Below are 22,573 nucleotides of genomic sequence, written 5' to 3'. Positions count from 1 at the left end.
CTTCATGGGCGGATCCATCGTGCCGGCCGGCGGCGCCGCGATTCGGCTCGGCCTCAAGGAAAACTGGCGCCAGTTCGCGCTGCTCGTGCTGATCAATGCGTTCGTGGGCGGCATGGTCGGGATCGAGCGGACCGTCGTACCGTTGATCGGCTCCGAAACGTTTCATATCCAGTCCACGACCGTCATCACCTCCTTCATCGTCAGCTTCGGGCTCGTGAAAGCGGTGGCGAACCTGATTTCCGGTCAGCTGGCGGACACCTGGGGCCGCAAGCGCGTGCTCGTGATCGGCTGGCTGCTGGGGTTGCCGGTTCCGATCATGATCCTCGCCGCGCCAAGCTGGGAATGGGTGGTCGCGGCCAATGTGTTGCTGGGTCTGAGCCAAGGCTTTGCGTGGTCAATGACCGTGATCATGAAGGTGGACCTCGTGGGGCCGAAAGGGCGAGGTCTCGCGGTCGGGCTCAACGAGTTCGCGGGCTATTTCGCGGTGGGCCTGACCGCGTTTCTCACCGGCTATCTGGCGAGCCGCTACGGCCTGCGGCCAATGCCGATCTATCTTGGGATCTTCTATGCGATCGCCGGGCTGACGCTATCCGTGCTCGTCGTCCGCGATACGCGCGACCACGTTAACCTGGAAATCGGCAAGCTGAAGGAAACATCGTCGCTGTCGTTTCGCGACGTGTTCCTGCTCACGTCGCTGAAGGACCGCAACCTGTTCGCGGCGTCGCAGGCCGGACTGATCAACAACCTGAACGACGGGATGAGCTGGGGCATCTTCCCGCTGTTTTTCACGGGGCTCGGGCTCGGCATTGAACGGATCGGCATTCTCAAGGCCGTCTACCCGATCGTGTGGGGCGTGTGCCAGGTCGTCACAGGGCCGTTGAGCGACCGCTGGGGCCGCAAGGGCTTGATCGTCGCCGGGATGTGGGTGCAGGCGGCAGGGCTGCTGCTGACCGCGCTGACGGGACAGTTCCGGTGGTGGCTGGTTGCGAGCGTGCTGCTCGGCCTCGGCACCGCGATGGTCTACCCGAGCCTGATCGCGGCCGTCTCCGATGCGTCGGATCCGCAGTGGCGTGCCCGGTCGCTGAGCGTGTACCGGTTCTGGCGCGACCTAGGCTACGCGATCGGCGCGCTGTCGGCGGGCCTCATCGCGGACCGCTTCGGCTTCGCCGACGCGATCCTGTCGATCGCAGCCCTCACGTTCCTGTCAGGCGTCGTGGTGGCGGTCGTCACGCGCGCGCGCCATTGACATATTCCGACGCACGAAGCGAACACTCCATTCTGGCGAAAATTTCACGAATCGCGGCTGACCCTCGAATTCCAGTGTCATCGCCACCGCAGTGTGCGTGACACTCCATGACAGTCACGCGACGCCAGCGGCAGTACTCTTCCTGTGCAACGGCCCCCACGGCCGTTGCGTATTCTCCCAGCTTTGCGCCGCCCGATCTCCCCGAATCCGGCGGCGTCTTTTTCTCATTTCCCGGTTCGCTTGTTCAGAAATTGAGCGTGACAATTCATGACAATCCTGTTTGATACTTAGGAGTACAGTTGTGCTTGCAATGATTTCCCCCAATTGTTGCATGTCCGGAGTTGGATATGGTGTGGTACCACCGGCCCCCCCCCAGGTCCGGTGGTAGCTTTTTCCGGAAGACGATCGTCTTCACTCGCGGATCTGGCCAGAAATCATGTCGTGACAATCCATGCAGTCACCGACGGATTTCCTGGCTACGATGGAGCCGCCAGATCCCCCGGTCAGCCGGTATTTTTTCGTACGCTTTTCTTCTCCTGCTAGGCTAGACATTCGCGGTCACTAACCCGCACCTTGGCGGCTTCGCCGAGGGCCTCCGCTTCATCCGCAGTGCACACAATCAGAAACTGGCGACAGCCATTGATAGCTCCACGCGTTTTCGTTTATCTGCTCGATGTTCTCATCGCTCCCCGCCGCTCTATTCCTCTTGCAGTCATTCCATGTACGAACTTGGCGTCCTTACGCCTCGCGCCGCGCTCATGATCTTCAGCTCTGCTGCAACACGAGATCTTTCTTGCGGCAAACCTCCGCGACAGGCGTGCCCAGCTCGGCCTGCTTCAATGCGTATGCGATCTGCTCGTCGGTGAGCTTGCTCTTCTTCACGGCATGACCTCCTGGTCTCGATGACAACGTCACGCCGGTTGTTCTGCACACGCCTATTCCACACAATCGCGAGCCGATCACCCTGCTCAAACGCGATTCCCATGGTGCAATCGGGTCGTCGCTAGAACCGACGTACGCGCAAAAGCTCGCGTTTATGCCTGCTTCAGCAGCGCGGCGACCGTTTCCGCCGATGGCAATTCATAAGTGCGCCATATCAGTTGCCCGCGTCGGTCGATCACGTGAACCTGGGTTCCGTGATTGTCCAGCCCCGTCACGCCGCCTCCGAACAATGCCTGGACGGCATCGACGTTCTGCAACGCCGGAGCCGCGGCAGTCCACCCCGGCCGGGCATCGAATTGCCGGAGCCACGCACGCATTCGTTCCGGGGTATCGGACAACGGATCGACGCTGAGCGACAGCAACTGAACGTCCGAGTGCGCGCCAAGCAACGTTTGCACACGCTGAAAGACGGCGCCCTGGATCGGGCAAACGGTAGAGCAACCTGTAAAGAACAGCTGCAGCGCAGTCATGCGACCGGTCAGCAACCCGCGCAGGCGCGTTTCGCGACCCTGCGCCGTGAGAATCGGCCAGTCGGGGACAAGCACCGGAGGCTTGATGCTTCCGCCGTGATACGCGATCGGCGCACTTTGTCCGCGTACAAGCGTCGACGTGCACAATGCGGACAACGCAACTGCCGGAAACGCGGCAATACGTATCGCGCGTCGGCGCGCACGAAAATCAGGCGGGGCCATTGCGCGCACCGGTCAGAAAGTGCCAAAGCGCGGCGCAATCGCCATCGCTGATGCGATAGCGCGGCATCTCGACATTGAGCAGCACATAGGCGGGATCGACTCCGTCGCGCAGCATCGTACAGAACCCCTCCTGATCGTACCGGCTCGGAGGGCCACCCCGCCGGCTTTGCAGATCAACGAGCCAGTTGCGGGTAAGGCGTGGTGCAATCGAATTTCGCACGGCGGGACCGGTCTCCGGAGCATGGCAATTTGCACACCGAATGACATTCGCGGGAAGATCGCCGGGATGGGTCAACATCCGGCCCGTTAGCGGAGCCGCACCGGTGAAAAGTGCGTGCCCCGCTTCGCGGTCGTCGCTCGCCATCGCACACGAGCCAGCTGCGCCGAGTAACGCGACGCACAACAACCGTGCAACGTACCGGTGGCTGGATCGGGATGACAAGTATTTCCTCACAGAATCCGGACCGCCTTCGAGACGCTGGGGACGCCGCTCGCATCGAGCGCGAACAGCATGTAGTAGCCCGGCAGTGCAACACCTGAATCGGCCGGAATCGACAATTGGTATGAGGTACCGCTTGTCGACAGGATCGGCAGCGGAATGCGGCGCTGGTCGTTGTTCGTCGAATGCGTCACCGACGACATCCGCATCAACACGAAGGACGCAACTGCGCCACCGGTCGAAACCGTGATCGTCGAACCGTGCATCGCGCTGGCCGGAGCGGACATGATCGACGGGCGCAAGGCAAGCGTATTGTCGGCATTGAGCAAATACGGCGGCGTCAGGATTTCGGCGTTCAGGTGATTGTTCACGCAGCCGACACCGCATTGCCCGCCGCCACCGACGAACACGCGCCCGTCCGACAAAAGAACCGCGGTGCTGTGATAAGTGCGCGGCGTCCGCATCGGCTGAAGAAGATTGAAGCGTTGCGTCACGGGGTCCCATATCTCGGGCACCAGGATCGCGGTCGTGTCGGTAAAGGGCATCGGCAAGCTCTGACCGCCAACGATCACGACATTGCCGTTCGGCAGAATGACGCTGTTCGCGAATGCGCGCTGATAGGTCATGCCGTTCAGCCGCTGCACCGAAACAGGCTGTCCCGGACCGCGCGTGATGTCGATCAGGTACGCCGAATTCGACGCATACGTCGACGTATTGCCGTTCTGCTGATACGACTTCGCGCCACCCGCCTTCAGAATCAGGCCCGTATCGAACAGCGATGCCGTACCGTTGATCGCGTATGGGTCGACACCGCGATTTCCCGCCGAGGTGATCGAGCCGGTTCCGCTCGTCGAGATCCAGTTCATCCGCGCGCTCGGGCCGGCATGGAACACGCTGCCATTCGACTGCGCGAACAGCCACAGATGGTTGTCGCCACGATAGATGCCCTGCGGATCCGGGCCGATGACGTTCGTCTCCGGCACGCCCGACAGCACGGTCCATCGGCCGCCGTCCCACAGCTCGGCCGTCTTGCCACCCACCCCGCCGCTCCACGAACCCCCAAGCGTAATCACCGTACCATTCGACAGCAATGTGTCGCCCTGGTAACCGCGCGGAATATTCATCGTCGCGGCCGCGCTCCACGTATTCGCCGTCGGATCATAGAGCGTCGTCTTGGGGCTGCTGTCGCCGCCATTGACCAGCAGCCGCCCGTCGGACAGCATCGCGGTGCCCGGGCAGAACATGTCGGAACCCGCGGAAGTCTCGATGTACTGGGTCACCGCGTTCGTCGCGGGATCGAAGAGTGCGGTCTGCGTCTGCGTGGTTGCGAATCCGACGTCGTTCTGGATCGTATAGGGCTGGTTCGACGACCACATCACGAGCTTGCCGTTGGGCGTATTCGCGATGCCGATCGGATTGACCGGCAACGTGATGACCGGGCTCCATGCGGACGGCAGTGTTACCGGGAACGCCTGAGGCAACGTCAACGCGAACTGGCCGCTCGCCGCCGCATTCTGACACGGAGACAGGCTCAACGTCGAACCGGAAGCCAGCGAACCGCCGCTGACGCTCGCGCACATTCCGCTCGAGACCGAAATCAATTGATATTTTCCGCCAACCGGCGCGACGGTCCACTGATCGTTGGTCAACGAGCTGTCCTGACACGTGTAGGGAATCAGCGGCGTGCCGCTCGTGCGCTGGCCCTGATAGACGTTCAGGCATTGCCCCGTGGACTGGGCAATCACGTGGTATCCGCTACCGACCGGCTGCAAGAGCCAGCCGGTGGCACCCTGGTTGCTGCACGCGCCTTGCACGATCGCGCCGCCGCCGATCGTCATGCACAGGCCGCTGCTCGCAACGACGACGTTGGTCGACGCGTTGACGGGCAAGTACAGATTGAACTGGTCGCTGGTTTGAGTGGCGCCCTGGCAACCAGACTGGATCAGGCTCGCGCCGCTGGCGGTTGACCCGCCGCTTACATTCGCGCACAAGCCGTTCAGTGCGGAGACGATCCGGTAGCTCGATCCAACCGCGACGATCGTCCACTGATCGTTCAACAGGTTGCTGCCTTGGCAACCGTACTGAATCAACTGCGTCCCGCTCGCGCTTGAACTGCCCGGTACGTTGAGGCACAGGCCGCTGCCCTGCAGCACGATGTGATACCGGTTTCCGGCTACCGGTACGAACGACCAGGTCGTATTGCCTTGACCTGAACACGAAGTCTGCACGATGCCGGCGCCCCATGCCGAAGAATTCCCCGCGCTCGTCAGACAGAGCCCGCTGTTCGCGGAAACGATATCTGTGTATGACGGACTGCCAATCGCGAAAGCGCTGTTGAACGCAAGCGTGCTCGCCAGGACCAGCATCCAGATGACAACTTTCCCCCAGAGATCGCGCATACGGCCCTCATCGATATCGTTGATGACAGGAAAGATGTATATCTCGGCTCGGCTTCCGCAACCGTACGTTTCCGCACCATCCGAACTATTCGAGCCGCTTGACAACTCCACTCCATCCGCATTGCGAGTTATTCGTCTTTTCTGAAATCAGATGACACGCAAGCGATGCGCGACGGATTGGATCGTGACGGGGCCGGGCATGCGGTGGCGGATCGGGTTCGGCAGCCTGGGAATCCGTGCGGACGCATCGCCGATGGAAGAAGGCGGATGGGCGCGGCAACGCTTGACGGCCAACGCGGATGCGCACGGCGTCGCACTCTAGCGTCACTGCGCGGGACCGCAGGCTGCGGTCGGCTTCTACACGATGCGCGTGTTCGCGTCGGACGGGCTTGCGACACACGGCTGCGGCTTCGTGCCACCGGTGCGCTTGCCGGCCCGCGCTGGCGGACGGCACGCGACGCAGACGCGATTGCGACGCAGGCCGTGGCGATGCGTGACGAATGCGGCGTCGCATCGGACACAGCGCGCCGTCGACAGCTCGCCGCTGTCGAGGAGACGAATCAGCAGCCACGCACGCGTCAGGTCGAGCAGCGGCTCGCAGTGTGCCGCGTCGCATCGCCTCGCATACCATTCATAGGCCTTCACGAGCGCATCGAGTCGCGCACACTTCACGTTGCTCCGCAGAAAGTGGCAGGCGTTGAGGAACAGCGACGCGTGGATGTTGGCCTGCCACGTCATGTACCAGTCGCTGGAGAACGGCAGCCGGCCTTTCGGCGGCGCGACGCCGCGCACCTCGCGATACAGCCGGACCAGGCGCTCATGCGGCAGCGACAGTTCGATTTCGAGCATCTGCGGGCGCGCGCCGAGCCGAATCAGCGTCACGGCCGCCAACACGTGCTTCGCGTCATCGGCAAGACTCGCGGCATGCGCCGTCCGGGGGCCGCCGCTCACGGCGCGTCCTGGTCGAAGGCTCCGAGACTGGACAGCGCCATCGCGGTATGAAGCCGCACGGCGTCGCCCGGCGATTCGGGCCGCGCGAGCGCCGCGACCGTTTCGTATCGGCTCAAGCGCAGTACGCAAAGCAGCTGCCCCGACGACGACAGACTCATCATCGATCGCATCGTCAAGCTTTCCAGCGTGCCGGCCATTTCCGGCGTGGCGCCGAGGCGAAACATGCCGGTCGCGCGATCCGTCTGCAACAACCGCTGCGCCAGCCACAGATACGACAGGTTCAGGTCGCGGATTGACTCTTCTTCATTGATAGTTCCCATATTGCACCTTGATTGATATCGATTCAGGCCGATGGAGACGTCTCTGAAATTCGTGCAAAGAAATATGCCCTGTTTCACGGGGTAAATCATCTGCTTAAACATCAATTGCCGATTTTCAGAAAGCAATCGATTGAAATAAACAGCGTGCCCCGTATTGGCACGTTCGGCTCTTTTCATCGTATAGTCTGCACCCGGGCTCGATCGCACCCCGAAAAATCTCGGCGTCCGCAACTCGCCCGGCCCCTGCTGTCGCGATCTTCGTTATGCTCGTTGTGCGCGTCACCGCACGGAAGGCCGCGATGATCCAGTATCAACCATGACTTTCCGGATGTAAATCCGACGTTAGCCCGAGGCGAAACAGAATCGAATACGACCAAAGTATTAAGACTTTTCAAAGAACCTGGTTCTCCAAAAAGCAGAAGAGGTCCGCCTCCAGACTTAATTCTTATTTACATGAAAATACTCATCGTCGATGATCATCCGATTCTGCGAGATGGCGTGGCGAAGTTGTTGCGCCAGGATCATGACGGGATGGTCGACATTCAGGCAAGCAACGCCGACGATGCAATGCGGCTGCTCGAACAGCACACCGACCTCGACGTCATCGTGCTGGATCTGAAAATGAACGGCATGGACGGTTTCGCCGCGATTGCGGCGATCACGCAGGTCCGGCCCGAGTTGCCGATCATCGTGCTGTCCACATCCGAGGATCCGCACGACGTGCGCGCCGCCTTCACGCACGGCGCGCTCGGCTACATTCCCAAATCCTCGACCGTGCACACGTTGCTGTCGGCCATCAAGATGATCATGAACGGCGAGCGTTACGTGCCGCCGCTGCTGCTCGATACGCAGTCGGCGCATCGCAACCCGCCGCCCGCGCACGAACCCGACGTCCCGCGCCTGACGCTGCGCCAGCTCGACGTGCTGCGCCTGATCGCCGAAGGCGTGCCGAACAAGCTCATCGCCAATCGGCTCGGCCTGTCGGAGAAGACCGTCAAGGCGCACATCACCGCGATCTTCAAGGCGCTTCACGTGCGCAATCGCACCCAAGCCGCCGCGACAGGCCAGCGCCTGGGGCTCCTCTGAACTGCCTCGCCGCGACGCATGCGATGCATGTACGGTCGAAGGCACGGCGACACGAACCGGACGGCGTTCATGCGTCGTGCCCGGCGCGCGCCGGCCGCGCCGGCGGCGCCGTTCCATCAATGTGCACGCGATGTCATCGCGCCGCGCCAGTTGCCGGCGCAGCGCCGCCCGTCGATTGCATCAAGCCGGTTCGCACCCGCGGCATCGCCGCCGTCACCGCGCCGGCGGCCGGAATCGTTCCGGACGACGATGCGCCGACCGGCGGAACCAGCGCGACGCCGTCCATCGTATTGCCGCTGACGACGATCTGGTTGGCCGTGCAGCCGCGCGACAGCAGCGACACCGGCGAGCCGGCGACCGACGCGAACGTGTTGTCGGAGACCTGGAATTCGCACACGTTGCCGATTGCCCGGAACCCCGCGTAGCCCGATCCCGATACGCGATTGCGCGTCACCTTGACGTACGACACCGAGCCCGACCACGTGTCCAGTTCGAGCGCGCCCTGCTGCGTCGGCTGCAGCCCGTTGTTCACATTCGAATTCTGGATGTTGGTCACCGAATTGTTGTCGATCACCAAGTTCGACACGCCGAAGGTACGCCAGCTGTCTTCCTGTGCGACGAGAATGCCGGCCGCCTTCTGCACGCCGTCGACCGTGTTGTTCGAGATCGTCACGGCCTGGCCGCCGACAACGGCAATGCCGCGCCCCCAGTAATTCGCCGACACGGTGTTGTGGTCGATCAGCACGTTGCTGCTGAGACGGCCGTCGCCCAGATAGCTGACGACGGCGATCAGGTCGTCACCCGTGCCCGTCACAGTATTGTTCTGCACGAGCACGTTGGTCGAACCGTAGGTGGTGTGGATGCCGTCGGCCAGCGTGGCCCGCACGGTATTGCCCACGATCGCGACGTTGCTGCCGCCGAACACGAAGATCCCGGCACTGGCGCCGCCCTGGATCGTCACGCCGAGCACCTGGACGTCCGTGCCCGTCACCTCGACCTTGGTCGATTCGGGCGTGGTGAGCCGCGTCGTACCGGTACCGATCAGCGTGACGCCGACCAATGTCGAACCGGCGCCGCTCATCACGAGCGTCTGGTCGGACGGATTGGTCGCGAGGAGCGTCGCGCCGTAGCCCGACACCACGACACCCGGCACCGCCACCGACAACGAGCGGCTGACGGTATAGCGTCCCGGCGCGAGTATCAGCGTTTGTCCGGCCTGCAATGCGTTGAGCGCCGCCTGCAATGCATCGGTCTGGTCGCTGCCGTCGCTTGCCGGCCTGACGGTCACGGCCGGCGGCACGGCAGTCGTTGCCGGTCGCGATCGCGCATGCGCGATACGCCACGGCGCGGCGTAGCCCGTAAGCGTCACCGCGCAAACATGAACCGGGAAGCTGGTGACACAACACGCGCATGCAACCACCCCGGCACTGACAATACGAAATGACCTGGTCATGATGACCCCCTCGGTAGGCATCCGCCCGACGCAGCGCGATGCGGCGGCATCCGGCCGCAACGCGTCGACGGTCGGCCGGCGAGCCGGCTCGACACGTGTCGAACATCGGAGCAGAACGATTTCGTGCGAAACCACTTGGACAGCCGGCCTTGCTTCAGGCCAATGCCCGTTCGTCTGCCGATACAGGCGAGCCGCTCCCCCAAGAGCGGCTCGACGTCGACGGAGCCGGCAGCGTGCGGCCGTCGAGCGACATGCCGAAGCCCTTGCACGAGCGACGCGGGTCGGCCGGCTTCGTCTCCGGACCCATACGATCATTTCGCTCGATTGGAAGTCTATTTCGCCGTTGGCGCGTGCAAATCGGACAGAAGCCCCGCGACGTCGTAGGACGGGTCGTGTGCCCCTGTCGCATCCGCGATATGGACCGGCTTACGACTCGTCGTGCCGGCTCGGGACGTCGCGCGACAGACGTGAATGTGTTCTCGAGACGAGCCGCGTGCCAGTATTTAGCTTTACTGACCAATTCCGATGTATAAAGCGCGACGACCTCGAGCCGTGCGTCACAACAACGTCGTGCTGCCGCAGGATGCGCTGCGCATGCACGAGCAACCGCTCGCCGGGATGCGTCAGCACCACGCCGCGTCTCGCCCTGTCGTCGATGTCGCAACGCGCCTCGCCGACATCACGCCGCCCGGTCTCGATCGCGCGCTGCTGCTGAGCACCGGCGCGGAATCGAACGGGCGCGGCGGCGTCCGCCACGTACAGCGTCGGCCGCAAGGGTGTCGGTCCGGCCGCCGCCCGTTCATTCGCGATTCCGGCGCCGTTCACGTACCGGCCGCGCTTCGAGCGCGACGGCGCCTACGATCCTCTCGCCGAACTCGACTCCGCATTCGACCTGATCGATCGCCAGGCGAGCGGCAACTCGCCGCGTCCGTCGCGGAGCCGATCCTCAGTTCGGGCGGCATCATCGAACTGCCGGAAGGCTACATGGCAGCGCTCAAGTACGAGTGCGAGGCGCGCGGGACGCTGCTGATCCTCGACGAAGCGCAAACCGGTGTCGGGCACACCGGCACACAGCCCCCGCCTCCCGGCGCCGCAGGCGCGCGACCGGAAAGCCGTCAGCGATAATCCATCAGCACCTCGACGACGCCCGTCACGGCGCCCACGCCGATTGTCTCGGCTGTCTGGATATATCGTGCAACCAGCGGAACCGTGTACGACCCGCCCGTCGCCGTGTCATACGAGGTGAGGTTCATCGGCGTGTTGAACTGAACCGGCGTGCCGCCCGGGTCCGTCAACTGGATCGCGACACCGGAAGCCGTCGTCCCGGGGCCGTTCGGCAGCACGCCGTTGGCGGAAGCCGGAGCCCCACCGGCCGGCGCCAGCGTGTAGCCAACATGGTTGTAACCGGCCGGGCACGCTTCCATCTGCAAGTCGAACGGCACTTCGACATTCGTTGTCGTACCAACGCCACCAAATTGATACACGACCGTTCGCGGCAAATTCACTGTCTTGTCCGGAACATTGCACGTTCCGACGATCGGTGTAACCGGCGCCTGACCGGCATTCACGCTGAACGATGAGCCGCCGCCAACGCCGAACACCGTCATGCCGGTCGTCGTCAGGTATGAGAGGCCAGTCGTGTACACGGCACTCGATGTCCTGATCGCGATCAACTCCACACGCGACGGTTTGACGCCGACCGAGCTCGACGTAACCGGCTGACCATCGAACAGCACCTGCATTTTCAAACCCGGGTTTCGCGAACTGATGTCAGGGCCGGCGATCGGAGGGTTGGTGGCAAGACCCTTGTCGTAAAGCGTGACGCTGGTGATCTCGCATGATGGTTGACCGCATAAGGCCATCCAGTCGACCGGTATGAGCGCGCGCAGCACGACGGTCCCTGGCGGCGCGGTGGTCGGAATGGAAAGAGGGGAACCCCACGGGGAATACCACAGCTTGACTGGCGTGACCGTTTGTCCGACACCTGACGGCGAATAGACGAACGCGCCCAACGCGAAAAGCCAGACACAGGCGACCACGCCTCGAATTGTCTTCATACGTTTCCTCACGAGGGTTGAACCGAATCGCCCGTCGAGAGATTCGGCCGGTAATCCGCGTGTTCCACCGATACACACGGCAACTCGACGCGCTGCGGCAGTCCGCCGGCGCCCCGACCTCGCCTGGCGGGCCGTTCAGGCAGCGCATACGAGACTTTGCACAGCGACTTTTCGCCACTGCCATTCCACTCCACGAACAGATCGCCGCGCTCCGACAATCCGCGTGCGAAGAGCTTGCCGCCCTGCCCCACCACACCGATATCCGCGCCATCCTGATCGACGACCGACGCGCCGAACGGCACCGGCGCGCCATCTGGCCGATGCATGCGGATCACCGCCGAGCGACCGAACGTCGTCCTGAACTCGAGCAGCGGCACGGCGCCCGCGAGCGGCGCGACGCGCTGGCTCGTTTCCTGCAATTCGACATCCGTCGACAACCCCTTCGGATCGAGCGTGATCTCGTTCATCCTGAACGGCGACAGAAACGGCACGACCGCATAGCCGTTGCGTCCGACGCGCACGCCCGACATGTTCGTGACGCGCGCCCCTTCCGCATGGGGCGCCTTGACGATCGCGAATGTCTCCGACAACGGCTGGGACAACGTGACGCCGCCCGGATGCGCGACCATCGCGCCGCGCAAGCCCAGCGAGAATTGCTGAAAATCCGTGCTGACACCGAAACTGCCGCTGACGTCCGCAATCGAGCCGCGATACATCGCGTTCGCGCCGCCGGCGGTTTGTGATCGACCACGACTTGCATCGTGATCGACGTTCACGCCATACGAGAAATTGCCTTCGCGCCCAAGCGCGCCGGACAGACTCGTTTGCGCCCGCGTCGACCCTTGCGTGTCGCGATTGAAGTTGAGCGACAGCATCGCAGGCCGCTTCGATCCGAGCGGAATGGTCAGGCCTGCGTACAGTAACGTGCTCGATCGCCCCCACGCGTCGCGCTGGCGGGTCGCCGACAGGTTGTACGACACATCGCGGAAGCTGTTGTTGTAGCCGATCGTATAGTCGACGTCCGACCCGCCGCGATTCCAGTACGTCATCGCGGACGCGGTCACGTTGAGGCTGCCGCCCTTGTTGCCGAGCTGTTGACTCATCGTGAACGACATGCGATTGCGCTGCCGGTATATTCCCGCCGAGCCCATGAAAACCTTGGCCTGGTCGCGCGCGGACATCGCATCGTTCAGACCGAAAAAACCATCCGTCGAATAGCGGTAAGCCGCAATGGCGATGTTCGTGCCGGTCGTATCGATCTGTTTCGCGTAGTTGATGCGGACGCTTTGTCCCGAATAGCGCCGCTCGCGCGGAATCGACGTCACGGCATGGGTGACGTCCACGCCGAATGCGCCCCAGGACGTGTTGAGCACGCCGCCGATCATCGCGGCGGCGTAGCCGTCCGCGACCGTCGCGCCGCCATAGCCCGTCAGCATGTTGGTGAAGCCGTGCTGCCAGGTTGCCTGCGTGAAGAAAGGCGTCGTCTCGGGAAGGTTGCGCACGAAACCGGCCGTGAAGCTGTAGCGGTTTTGCCCGGGACGCAACGACAACGGAACCGCGGCATACGGCACCGTAAACGAATGCACCGAGCCGTCGGCCTCCATCACGGAGACGTGCAGATCGCCGCCGTAACCGGTCGGATACAGATCGTCGATGATGAACGCGCCCGGCGCAACGGTCGTTTCGTACAGCTTCACGCCGTTCTGCATGACGGTCACCTTCGCGTTGGTGTTGGCGACACCCCGCACGACCGGTGCATAACCGCGCTGCGACTCCGGCAGCATACGGTCGTCCGTATAGACGCGCACGCCGCGAAACGACGTCGAATCGAACAGATCGCCCGACGTGTACGATTCGCCGATCACCAGTTGCGACATCCATGACGTCAGGTCGCGCTGCGCATAGGTCGAGACCGCTTCGTAACGCGTCCGACCGCGGTTGTCCACGTTCATCGAGCCGCTGTGACGAAAATGCCAGCGCTGGAAATTGAAGCCGCCGTCAAGACCCACGTAGCCCTGCGTGTTGCTTGCTGCGCCCTTGACGTGCGAATTGTAGACGTTGACGTTGTACCCCAGCATCGCGACCGGCGCGCCGGCGCTCCACTGGTCCGGATTCACCGCGTCACGCGCGTGCCGCCGCAGCGACGCTTGCGGGATACTCAGATCGACGCGCTGGTTGCCGAAGTCGAATTCAACCGATGCCTCCGGAAGCGCTTCGCCGACGCGCATGCATGCGCCGGGCCGGCCGAGCGTCGTCCGGACCTCCTCGGACAGTTGCTCGACGTCGATGCCGATCGTCTCGAGCATCGACTGATCGAAGCACGGTTGCGCATCGGCGACGCCGGGCGCCGACTTGAACGTCAATTCGAACCGCCCGATCCAACGGCCGTCGACATACACGTCCGGAATGTACTTTCCGGCACGCACGACGTTGCCGCGCGCGTAGCGCGATACATCGATCCCGCCGCTCGCGTTGTTCAGGAATCCCCCCTGAAACTCAACCTGGGCAAATTCCGTTTGCGCGAGTTGTTGCGTCGTCGCATATGCAGACTCTGCCTGCCATCCCGCCATCGCAATCAGGCACGCCGCGCAAATCGATTTCAGCTTGGGCCGATTCTCTTGCGGCAAACTGGTACGCCGACGCACTATGATTTCCCTCTCTGAAGAGCATCGCTTTTCTTTTTTCACGCCGACATCGTCGGTGCGGCGCCTGCGGTCCTTCTTCTCCCGACGTCAGTGCGCGACAGCCGCCTCATGCGCACGACCGCTTCCCCAGTCGTCGACACTGCTGTACGTCACGGTCGCATCGCCAACGTCACGGGTGCCGAGCCCCTTGACCGGGAACGTTGCCGTCTCGCCCGGAAGGATGTGGCCGATTCCTGCCGTGAACGGCTTGCCGCGCACATTCAGCGTGACGCTGCCCAGATTGACGACGTAGGACGTCGGGTTTTCCGCCTTCAGAACGATCTGTTGCTTGTCGTCGCGGACGAGGCTCCATCTGAGGGCCTTCGGCGCCTCGGCAGAATCCCCGGACAGACCGGCCGGCCGGTACATCAGCTTGATGCGCGACCGAAAGGCGACCTGCAATACGTTTCGGTCTTCAGTAGCCGCCGCCTTCGGCGGCACGTCGAGCACGTTCAGCCAGAACAACGACTCCTTGTCGGCCGGCAAGGGTTCACCGCTGTAAATGATCCGCAGCGCCTGGCCCTTCCCGGGCTCCACGCGGAACACGGTCGGTGTCACCACAAACGGAACGTCGATTTCATCGACCGACGCACGCATGTCGCCATCGTCGATCCATGCCTGCACGAGCGACGGGTGTTTCCCTTCGTTCACCAGTTGAATCGTGGCTTCCTTGTCCTTGGCCTCGAAGACAATCCGCGTAGCGGAGAGCACCACGCTGGCGGACGCTTCGGTCAACGGCAACATCAGCGTCAGAATCGCCAGCGTGCCGAATACCATCATCGAAAACGCTTTTTTGTATGGATTCCTCAATTTCACTCTGCCTATCCTCTGGGAATTGTTCCGATGCGCGGCCAAACTGACAGCCTGTCGATCCGAACCTCGGCTGGCCACTGCGGAGGATGGCCAGCCGCCAATTCAGCTCATTTCCGAATCAGGGGTACACGAGCGAATACGTGACATAGGTGCTCGCGTCACCGGCCGTCGCCACGCCAGTCGCCACGTACTCCGCTGCGTATTGCAGCGTCGCGCCGCCGTCGACGATCTTCACTACCTGCGAGCTCTGATCCTCGAAAGCCGCACCGACCTTGATCGGCTGATACGTGTCGTTCAGCAGCCCAATTTCGACATTGGCCGCCGGATTCGCCATACCGGTCGGCTTCAGCCGGCCCGTTGCCAGGTTCACGGCAGGACCGGGCTCGAACGCAACCGCGACTTGCGTCGGCGCATAAGCCGCCGTGCTGCACCCCGTCAACTGGAAGCTGAACGGTGTGCGGCCTGCGGTCTTGCCCGCCGCGGAAAGCTGCGCGGTGCCGACATTGGGCAGCATGACCGTGACATTGCCGTTGGCTGCGACGTTGCTGATCTTGCACGTCGAGGCAATGACCGCGCCCTGGAAAAGGACCGAGCCGTCCGATGCGTGTGCGACATTCGCGCCGAACGCGGCTGCCAGGCCGACAGCGGACATCAACATGGTGATTTTTTTCATTTGAGATTCCCTCAGGTTACACAAACAAACGAATAAAAAATCCAGACTTACCTCCCACAGCGCCGATAAAGTCCAATCGATTTATTTATCCGGATAAGCGCCCACATTTACAAAAATCTTTTTTATCAATGGAGCGCGACGCCTATGCCACTACACAATCCTGGCCGGCCGGCCATTCCAGAGCGAATCGCGCCGATATACATCTTTCGGGTTTCGTTACAAGTCAATAACTAAGTCAACGACTTACCGATACACCCGCAAGACAACAGCATCCGCCCCAAACCCGCGTCGATCTCGGCGCCTGCAGGAAAGCGCCCCGGGCCCACCGCCCGGAAAACCGGCAAAAGATGTGTTGAGCCGATGCCCGAACTGCGCGCTTGATCAGTTCGAGATCGCGCTTCACGCCGGTTTTTATCGGCCCGGCCTTCTGCGCATTGCACGCTTGCCTTTGCTCGGATACCCGGCGGCCTCTGTTGACAGACGAGCCGAACGGGTGTGGAAGCGCAACCGCGTTCTCTCTCGACGCTCATCCCAGCCGGCATCTGCCCTTATTATTTTTCTTGACGGCCGCGCTGCCGGCAGCGGCTTGACCGTGGGCGACAGGTATTCGCCATTGCAATACGCGGATTGCATTGCGATGACGATCTGGTTATCGGCGCTTGGCACACCTCGCGTAAATTCGATCAAACGCCGGCGAATTCAGAATTACCCCATCGCAAACAACCGACCAAGGCAACCCTTCATACTTCCATTTTCTTGCAGTGCGCAGCAGTAAAATTTCCCGTCGGCAACTAAACTATTTAAATGATACTTTTCTGGAATCCGCACACGATATAAGAATCATCCTAATTTCATCCCATAAAATTTGGGATAAGCGCGGTTTGACAATGATTAACGGTTGGGGAGAGCGGATCGCTCCCAGAGCTGGCGGGGATGTTGAGCACGCATAATCCGAAGGGGAAACGCGCTCACTGATATGAATGGCCCGGCGGCACGCGATCGGGCCGCAAATGACCGGCCGGGCGATGGATTGCGACTGTTCCTGACGTCGGTGTCGCGCGGACAGTACCGAGTACCGCCGGCTCGTTGCAGGCCGGCGGCATCCAGCATCAACCGCCGAGATACGCCTGCTTGATCCGGTCGTTCGCGAGCAGGTTCGCGCCCGTATCGGCGAGCACCACGCGCCCCGTTTCGAGCACGTAGCCGCGATCGGCCACGCCGAGTGCCTTGTTCGCGTTCTGCTCGACGAGAAACACCGTGACGCCCTCGTCACGAATCGTCCGGATGATGTCGAAGATCTGCGCGATCACGAGCGGCGCGAGACCGAGCGTCGGCTCATCGAGCAGCAGCAGGCGCGGCTTGCTCATCAGCGCGCGGCCGATCGCGAGCATCTGCTGCTCGCCGCCCGACATCGTGCCGGCCCGCTGCGCCGCGCGCTCCTTCAGGCGCGGAAACAGCTTGAAGACGTGCTCGATGCCGTCGTCGATCTCGTGACGGCTCGCGAAGAACCCGCCGATCTTAAGGTTTTCGAGCACCGTCAGGCTCGGGAACACGCGCCGTCCTTCCGGCGAGATCGCCATCCCCTGCCGCATGATCTGGTGCGTCGACATCGCGGTGATGTCGTTGCCCTCGAACAGCACGCGGCCCGACGATGCGCGCGGCGTGCCGCACACGGTCATCATCAGCGTCGTCTTGCCGGCGCCGTTGCTGCCGATCAGCGTGACGATCTCGCCCTTGTTCACCTCGATCGACACGCCCGCGAGCGCCTCGACCGCGCCGTAGTGCGTATGGACCTGTTCCAGCTTCAGCATCACTCTTCCCCCAGATACGCCTTGATCACGCGCGGGTCGTTGCGAACCGCTTCCGGCGTGCCGATCACGATCGGCCGGCCGTGCTCCATCACGAGGATGCGGTCGGACACGCCCATCACGAGGCTCATGTCGTGTTCGATCAGCAGCACCGATACGCCGAACTCGCGGCGCAGCTTGTCGATCAGGTGCTGCAGTTCGATCTTCTCCTGCGGGTTGAGACCGGCCGCCGGCTCGTCCAGCATCAACAGGCGCGGCTCGGTGATCATGCAGCGCGCGATCTCCAGGCGCCGCTGGTGCCCGTACGACAGCGTGCCGGCCTGCCGGTTGGCGACCGCCGTCAGCCCCATCCGGTCGAGCCATACGGCCGCGCGTTCGAGCGCTTCCTTCTCCGCGCGCCGATACGCGGGCGTCGCGAACAGGCCGTGCAGCATCCCCGACTTCACCTTGCGATGCTGCGCGACGAGCAGGTTCTCGACGACCGTCAACGACTTGAACAGGCGGATGTTCTGGAACGTGCGCACGAGACCCTTCAGCGCGATCTTGTGGCTCGGCAGCCCGGCGATCGCGTGGCCGTCGAGCACGACGTCGCCGCCGGTCGGCTTGTAGAAGCCGCCGACGCAGTTGAACACCGTGGTCTTGCCCGCGCCGTTCGGCCCGATGATCGCGAACACCTCGTTGCGGCGCACGTCGAAATCGATGCCGTCCACCGCGAGCAACCCGCCGAAGCGCATCTGCAGCCCGGCGACCTTCAACAGTTCCGTATTCGCGCTCATTGCGGCAGCTCCACGTGGGGACGGCTCGCGGGCAGCAGGCCCTGCGGACGCCACATCATCATCAACACCATCACCAGACCGAAGATCAGCATCCGGTACTCGGCGAAGCCGCGCGCGACTTCCGGCAGCACTGTCAGCAGGATCGCCGCGAGAATCACGCCGAGCTGCGAACCCATCCCGCCGAGCACGACGATCGCGAGGATCAGCGCCGATTCGATGAAGGTGAACGATTCAGGATTCACGAGGCCCTGACGCGCGGCGAAGAACGCGCCGCCGATGCCCGCGAACGCCGCGCCGAGCGTGAACGCCGACAGCTTGATGCGCGTCGGGTTCAGGCCCAGCGAACGGCAGGCGATCTCGTCGTCGCGCAGCGCTTCCCACGCACGGCCCATCGGCATGCGGATCAGGCGGCTCGTCACGAACAGCGTGAAGCCGACCAGCACCAGCGCGATCAGGTACAGGAAGATCACCATGTGCTCGCCGCTGTATTCCAGCCCGATCAGTTCATGGAAGGTCTTCGCGCCCTCGACGCTCGCCGAGCGCGCCATCTCGAAGCCGAACACCGTCGGCTTCGGAATGCTCGAGATGCCGTCCGGTCCCCCCGTCAGGCTCGTCAGGTTGTTGGCGAGCAGGCGGATGATTTCGCCGAAGCCGAGCGTGACGATCGCGAGATAGTCGCCGCGCAGACGCAACACCGGGAAGCCGAGCAGGAAGCCGAACGTCGCCGAGGCGATCGCCGCGATCGGCAGGCACTCCCAGAACGACAGCCCGAAATACTGGTTCAGCATCGCGTACGTATAGCCGCCGACCGCGTAGAACCCGACATAGCCGAGATCGAGCAGCCCCGCGAAACCGACCACGATGTTTAGCCCGAGGCCGAGGATCACGTAGATCAGCGCGAGCGTCGCGACGTCCACGGCGCCGCGCGAACCGAAGAACGGCCACACGAGGCCGACCGCGAGCAGCACCCAGATGATCGCGCGCTGCTGCTGCGCGCCCATCGCGGGCATCGCCGGCAGCTTCACTGCGGATTTCGCGCGCACGAGCCACGGCTTGAACAACTGGAACAGGAACACGGCCGCGACCGCGATCCACACCGGGCGCCAGTGCGGCGTCAGCACGACCTGATAGCCGTCGAGCTTCAACTGCAGGCCGAGCACCGGAATCGTGAGGATCGCCGTCAGCAGCGCGGCGGCCGCGGCATTCTTCAGCGCCTGGCCGACCGAAGCGTCGGCGGCCGGGCGGCGAACGGAAATGACTTGACTCATCTGCGTCTCCCTCAAACCTTTTCGATGTCCGACTTGCCGAGCAGGCCGGTCGGGCGGAAGAGCAGGATCAGCACGAGCAGGCCGAACGCGACGACGTCCTTGTACTCGGCCGGCATGTAGCCTGCGGCGAAGGTTTCGGCGAGGCCCAGCAGCACGCCGCCGAGCATCGCGCCCGGGATGCTGCCGATCCCGCCCAGCACCGCGGCGGTGAACGCCTTGATGCCCGCGACGAAGCCGATGTACGGATTCAGCTTGCCGATCGTCAGCCCGATCAGCACGCCGCCGACGGCCGCCAGCATCGCGCCGAGCACGAACGTGAACGAGATCACGCGGTTCGTGTCGATGCCGAGCAGGTTCGCCATCTTCATGTCTTCAGCGCATGCGCGGCAGGCACGGCCCATCCGCGAATGCGAGATGAACAGCGTCAGCGCGATCATCAGCACGATCGTCACGCAGACGATCAACAGACGCGCATACGGAATCGTCACGTCGTAGTCGCCGCCGAGGTGGATGTCGAATGCGCCGGAGATCAGCACCGGCACGGACACGTCGCGCGCGCCCTGGCCAATCTGCACGTAGTTCTGCAGGAAGATCGACATGCCGATCGCGGAGATCAGCGGCACGAGGCGCGGGCCGCCGCGCAGCGGGCGATACGCGACGTGCTCGACCGCGAAGCCGTACAGGCCGGTGACGATCACCGACACGATCAGCGCGGCACCGAGCACGAGCGGCAGCGGATAGCCGGCGGAGATGCCGATGGCGGTGAGGGTCACGAGGCCCACGTACGCGCCGATCATGTAGATCTCGCCGTGGGCGAAGTTGATCATGCCGATGATGCCGTAGACCATCGAATAGCCGATGGCGATCAGCGCATAGATCGCACCCAGCGTCAGGCCGTTGACCAGCTGCTGGGCGAATTGAGGAAAGAAGTCAGTCATGTGCGGGAAGCTCCCGTTGGCGCTGGGTCGCATGCCGTCGCCGGATCACGGCGTTCGGCCGTGCGCAACGCACGGTGTCGTCTCGGGCCACCCGTCGGCCGCGGAACGGCCAAATGCGCACGCGCTCCGCCCGGGTTACGGGCAGAGCGGGCGCGCGGGCGGATACTCCGTTGTTACTTGGCGGCGGTCTTCGTCGCGTCCTTGTGCCACGTGTAGACGACGAACTTGAACGCCTTCAGGTCGCCCTGGGCGTCATACGCGACCTTGCCGATCGGCGTGTCGAACGTCGTCTTGTGCATGTACGCGGCGACCTTCGTCGGGTCGGTCGTCTTCGCGCCGGCGATCGCGTCGGCGATGATCTTCACCGCTGCGTACGACGGCATCTGGAACGGGCCGTTCGGGTCGCGCTTCTTGTCCGCGAACGCCTTCACGAGCGCCGCGTTGGCCGGGTCGGCCGAGAAGTCGGCCGGCAGCGTGACCAGCATGCCTTCCGAAGCCGGGCCGGCGATTGCCGTCACGTCCTTGTTGCCCACGCCTTCAGGCCCCATGAACGTGGCCTTCACGCCCTGCTCGCGCGCCTGGCGCATCAGCAGACCCATTTCCGGGTGGTAGCCGCCGAAGTAGACGAAATCGACGCCTTGCGACTTCAGCTTCGTGATGATCGCGGAGTAGTCCGAATCGCCGGCGTTGATGCCTTCGAACAGCACGACCGGGATCTTCGCGGCTTCGAGGTCCTTCTTCACCGACGACGCGATGCCCTGGCCGTACGACTGCTTGTCGTGCAGGACCGCGACCTTCTTCGGCTTCACGTTGTTGATGATGTAGTGCGCGGCGGCCGGGCCTTGCTGGTCGTCGCGGCCGATCGTGCGGAAGATGAAGTGGCGCTTCTTGCCTTCCGTCAGCTGCGGCGCGGTGGCCGACGGCGTGACCATCACGATGCCTTCGTTTTCGTAGATGTCGGATGCGGGGATCGTCGAACCCGAGCACACGTGGCCGATCACGTACTTGATCTTCTGGCTGACGATCTTGTTGGCGACGGCGACGGCCTGCTTCGGTTCGCATGCGTCGTCCATCTGCACGACTTCGAACTTGTTGCCGCCCGCACCGCCGGCCGCGTTGATCTGTTCGATCGCGGTCAGCGCGCCGGCCTTCACCATGTCGCCGTATTGGGCGACCGAGCCGCTCATCGGACCAGCGATGGCGATCTTCACGGTTTCCGCTTGCGCGGCGGCGGCGCCGGCGGCGAACAGCACGGCGGCGGCGGAAATGGACGTAAGACGGGACAGCGTCATCTGGGAGCTCCTCGATGTTGTTTAGTCATACGGGCAAAGGCGGCATGACTTGCGCAATCGAACAGCACCCGGGGCGAGGACATGGGACACGCCCGAGACACATGAAGACGGACCTGCGGATGGATGTTGCGTAGCGGGGCCCGGCTCTTGCAGTCCCCCAAAGGGGACGTCTGGTTCGGAAAGACATCGTGATGCGTCTTGCATTGCGCAAGCGTTTCGCCTGCCCCGCTTGCCAACTGCTCGTCCGGAGGGATGGTCCGACAGCCGTTGGCAAGGCAGTCGAAATTATATGGGGGTTTTCAAATCGTCTGTCAAAAATGCCGCCTCCATGAGGGAAAACACGGAGAAACTTGACTCGCGCAAGGTGGCGATGCGGGAGCAACTGAGGCGGGCGGCGAACGTTTGCGGCGGGTGCAATTGGGTTGCGATTTTGGGTGGGCTTGTCGATGAATTCCTTGCCGGGTTTAGGTTTCGGCGATTTGTCGTCGTGCGTCGTGTGCACTTTTGGATGCTTAGGGTCCGATCGCCGACGATCAATCAACTGATGATTGTGTCGGCGTGCACCGTGTCGGAGCGATGCGACTGCGCCGCCAATCCTTCTGTTTGCCGACATTTACCCGTCGCGCGAAAGCTGTTTGTGATTTTTATGAAATAATGCGGCCTCGCTTCTGCAATCCAGCCAGCCTTCCTGTGAGTCGCCCCTTCCGCGATTCGCAGTCGCTTCAGGGCCGCTTCG

The 22,573-nt window shown here is 63.1% G+C and carries 18 protein-coding genes and 1 pseudogene; 3 read left to right on the top strand and 16 right to left on the bottom strand.

Annotation, left to right across the window (positions count from 1 at the left end; all coding sequences use genetic code 11):
• Window positions 1-4 precede the first annotated feature (4 nt).
• Entirely contained in the window at window positions 5-1,246 is a 1,242-nt protein-coding gene (locus WS49_RS24975) for an MFS transporter (RefSeq protein WP_059534315.1), read from the top strand.
• Between the two features lie 765 nt (window positions 1,247-2,011).
• Here WS49_RS24975 and WS49_RS36195 read toward each other — a convergent pair.
• The 6 genes and pseudogenes from WS49_RS36195 to WS49_RS34120 all read right to left on the bottom strand — a co-directional run bounded on the left by WS49_RS36195 (window position 2,012) and on the right by WS49_RS34120 (window position 7,166).
• Window positions 2,012-2,128 carry a transposase gene (locus WS49_RS36195; protein WP_059534313.1) on the bottom strand — a complete coding sequence of 39 codons (117 nt, stop codon included), beginning with the start codon at window positions 2,126-2,128 and terminating at the stop codon, window positions 2,012-2,014.
• A gap of 152 nt (window positions 2,129-2,280) precedes the next feature.
• Window positions 2,281-2,880, bottom strand: coding sequence for an SCO family protein (locus WS49_RS24965; protein ID WP_059534311.1), 600 nt, complete (start codon window positions 2,878-2,880; stop codon window positions 2,281-2,283).
• A pseudogene (locus tag WS49_RS35295) lies at window positions 2,867-3,256 on the bottom strand (hypothetical protein); the annotation flags it as partial. The gene WS49_RS24965 and the pseudogene WS49_RS35295, both read right to left, overlap by 14 nt.
• Before the next feature lie 74 nt (window positions 3,257-3,330).
• Window positions 3,331-5,718, bottom strand: a complete 2,388-nt coding sequence (locus WS49_RS24960; RefSeq protein ID WP_059534309.1) for an RICIN domain-containing protein — start codon at window positions 5,716-5,718, stop codon at window positions 3,331-3,333.
• Between the two features lie 357 nt (window positions 5,719-6,075).
• Window positions 6,076-6,669, bottom strand: coding sequence for a FlhC family transcriptional regulator (locus WS49_RS24955; protein WP_059534307.1), 594 nt, complete (start codon window positions 6,667-6,669; stop codon window positions 6,076-6,078).
• Window positions 6,666-7,166, bottom strand: a complete 501-nt coding sequence (locus WS49_RS34120) for a flagellar transcriptional regulator FlhD (protein WP_082725573.1) — start codon at window positions 7,164-7,166, stop codon at window positions 6,666-6,668. Before WS49_RS34120 ends, WS49_RS24955 begins: the two co-directional genes overlap by 4 nt.
• Window positions 7,167-7,442: 276 nt before the next feature.
• On the opposite strand from WS49_RS34120, the gene WS49_RS24945 reads away from it, so the two are divergent.
• Window positions 7,443-8,075 (top strand): response regulator, encoded by a 633-nt coding sequence (locus WS49_RS24945; protein ID WP_059534303.1) that lies wholly within the window; start codon window positions 7,443-7,445, stop codon window positions 8,073-8,075.
• Between the two features lie 133 nt (window positions 8,076-8,208).
• On the opposite strand, the gene WS49_RS24940 is transcribed toward WS49_RS24945, so the two are convergent.
• Complete coding sequence (locus tag WS49_RS24940) at window positions 8,209-9,363, bottom strand: right-handed parallel beta-helix repeat-containing protein (RefSeq protein WP_306453912.1); 1,155 nt, start codon at window positions 9,361-9,363, stop codon at window positions 8,209-8,211.
• A 783-nt stretch (window positions 9,364-10,146) separates the two neighbouring features.
• On the opposite strand from WS49_RS24940, the gene WS49_RS24935 reads away from it, so the two are divergent.
• Window positions 10,147-10,653 carry an aminotransferase class III-fold pyridoxal phosphate-dependent enzyme gene (locus WS49_RS24935; protein WP_257127788.1) on the top strand — a complete coding sequence of 169 codons (507 nt, stop codon included), beginning with the start codon at window positions 10,147-10,149 and terminating at the stop codon, window positions 10,651-10,653.
• On the opposite strand, the gene WS49_RS24930 is transcribed toward WS49_RS24935, so the two are convergent.
• From WS49_RS24930 to WS49_RS24890, 9 genes are all read right to left on the bottom strand, one after another.
• Window positions 10,644-11,585 carry a fimbrial protein gene (locus WS49_RS24930; RefSeq protein WP_082725572.1) on the bottom strand — a complete coding sequence of 314 codons (942 nt, stop codon included), beginning with the start codon at window positions 11,583-11,585 and terminating at the stop codon, window positions 10,644-10,646. The two genes, WS49_RS24935 and WS49_RS24930, sit on opposite strands and share 10 nt — an antisense overlap.
• Before the next feature lie 8 nt (window positions 11,586-11,593).
• Window positions 11,594-14,155 (bottom strand): fimbria/pilus outer membrane usher protein, encoded by a 2,562-nt coding sequence (locus WS49_RS24925; RefSeq protein ID WP_082725571.1) that lies wholly within the window; start codon window positions 14,153-14,155, stop codon window positions 11,594-11,596.
• 162 nt (window positions 14,156-14,317) lie between these two features.
• On the bottom strand, window positions 14,318-15,049 hold the full coding sequence (locus WS49_RS24920) for a fimbrial biogenesis chaperone (protein ID WP_059534297.1): 732 nt from the start codon (window positions 15,047-15,049) through the stop codon (window positions 14,318-14,320).
• 151 nt (window positions 15,050-15,200) lie between these two features.
• Window positions 15,201-15,755 carry a fimbrial protein gene (locus tag WS49_RS24915; protein WP_059534295.1) on the bottom strand — a complete coding sequence of 185 codons (555 nt, stop codon included), beginning with the start codon at window positions 15,753-15,755 and terminating at the stop codon, window positions 15,201-15,203.
• Window positions 15,756-16,864: 1,109 nt separating this feature from the next.
• On the bottom strand, window positions 16,865-17,566 hold the full coding sequence (locus WS49_RS24910) for an ABC transporter ATP-binding protein (RefSeq protein ID WP_059534293.1): 702 nt from the start codon (window positions 17,564-17,566) through the stop codon (window positions 16,865-16,867).
• On the bottom strand, window positions 17,566-18,339 hold the full coding sequence (gene livG / locus WS49_RS24905) for a high-affinity branched-chain amino acid ABC transporter ATP-binding protein LivG (RefSeq protein WP_059534291.1): 774 nt from the start codon (window positions 18,337-18,339) through the stop codon (window positions 17,566-17,568). Before livG ends, WS49_RS24910 begins: the two co-directional genes overlap by 1 nt.
• A complete protein-coding gene (locus WS49_RS24900) occupies window positions 18,336-19,607 on the bottom strand; it encodes a high-affinity branched-chain amino acid ABC transporter permease LivM (RefSeq protein ID WP_059534289.1) in 1,272 nt (423 codons plus the stop codon). The genes livG and WS49_RS24900 overlap by 4 nt, the downstream gene beginning before the upstream one ends.
• An 11-nt stretch (window positions 19,608-19,618) precedes the next feature.
• Entirely contained in the window at window positions 19,619-20,545 is a 927-nt protein-coding gene (gene livH, locus WS49_RS24895) for a high-affinity branched-chain amino acid ABC transporter permease LivH (protein WP_059534287.1), read from the bottom strand.
• 173 nt (window positions 20,546-20,718) lie between these two features.
• Window positions 20,719-21,837 carry a branched-chain amino acid ABC transporter substrate-binding protein gene (locus WS49_RS24890; RefSeq protein ID WP_059534285.1) on the bottom strand — a complete coding sequence of 373 codons (1,119 nt, stop codon included), beginning with the start codon at window positions 21,835-21,837 and terminating at the stop codon, window positions 20,719-20,721.
• Between the last annotated feature and the right edge of the window lie 736 nt (window positions 21,838-22,573).

Origin of the sequence: Burkholderia sp. RF7-non_BP4, from assembly GCF_001521935.1 — a bacterium.
Taxonomy (GTDB): domain Bacteria; phylum Pseudomonadota; class Gammaproteobacteria; order Burkholderiales; family Burkholderiaceae; genus Burkholderia; species Burkholderia diffusa.
The sequence above is the reverse complement of the archived record's forward strand: the minus strand, read 5'-3'. Positions and strand labels throughout refer to the sequence as shown.

Excerpts from the sequence above, each read along its gene's own strand:
- WS49_RS24975 (WP_059534315.1), top strand. The coding sequence starts at position 5 with ATGGGCGGATCCATCGTGCCGGCCGGCGGCGCCGCGATTCGGCTCGGC.
- WS49_RS24965 (WP_059534311.1), bottom strand. The coding sequence starts at position 2,880 with ATGGCCCCGCCTGATTTTCGTGCGCGCCGACGCGCGATACGTATTGCC.
- WS49_RS24960 (WP_059534309.1), bottom strand. The coding sequence starts at position 5,718 with ATGCGCGATCTCTGGGGGAAAGTTGTCATCTGGATGCTGGTCCTGGCG.
- WS49_RS34120 (WP_082725573.1), bottom strand. The coding sequence starts at position 7,166 with ATGAAAAGAGCCGAACGTGCCAATACGGGGCACGCTGTTTATTTCAAT.
- WS49_RS24945 (WP_059534303.1), top strand. The coding sequence starts at position 7,443 with ATGAAAATACTCATCGTCGATGATCATCCGATTCTGCGAGATGGCGTG.
- WS49_RS24935 (WP_257127788.1), top strand. The coding sequence starts at position 10,147 with ATGCGTCAGCACCACGCCGCGTCTCGCCCTGTCGTCGATGTCGCAACG.
- WS49_RS24930 (WP_082725572.1), bottom strand. The coding sequence starts at position 11,585 with ATGAAGACAATTCGAGGCGTGGTCGCCTGTGTCTGGCTTTTCGCGTTG.
- WS49_RS24925 (WP_082725571.1), bottom strand. The coding sequence starts at position 14,155 with ATGGCGGGATGGCAGGCAGAGTCTGCATATGCGACGACGCAACAACTC.
- WS49_RS24920 (WP_059534297.1), bottom strand. The coding sequence starts at position 15,049 with ATGATGGTATTCGGCACGCTGGCGATTCTGACGCTGATGTTGCCGTTG.
- WS49_RS24915 (WP_059534295.1), bottom strand. The coding sequence starts at position 15,755 with ATGAAAAAAATCACCATGTTGATGTCCGCTGTCGGCCTGGCAGCCGCG.
- WS49_RS24910 (WP_059534293.1), bottom strand. The coding sequence starts at position 17,566 with ATGCTGAAGCTGGAACAGGTCCATACGCACTACGGCGCGGTCGAGGCG.
- livG (WP_059534291.1), bottom strand. The coding sequence starts at position 18,339 with ATGAGCGCGAATACGGAACTGTTGAAGGTCGCCGGGCTGCAGATGCGC.
- WS49_RS24900 (WP_059534289.1), bottom strand. The coding sequence starts at position 19,607 with ATGAGTCAAGTCATTTCCGTTCGCCGCCCGGCCGCCGACGCTTCGGTC.
- livH (WP_059534287.1), bottom strand. The coding sequence starts at position 20,545 with ATGACTGACTTCTTTCCTCAATTCGCCCAGCAGCTGGTCAACGGCCTG.
- WS49_RS24890 (WP_059534285.1), bottom strand. The coding sequence starts at position 21,837 with ATGACGCTGTCCCGTCTTACGTCCATTTCCGCCGCCGCCGTGCTGTTC.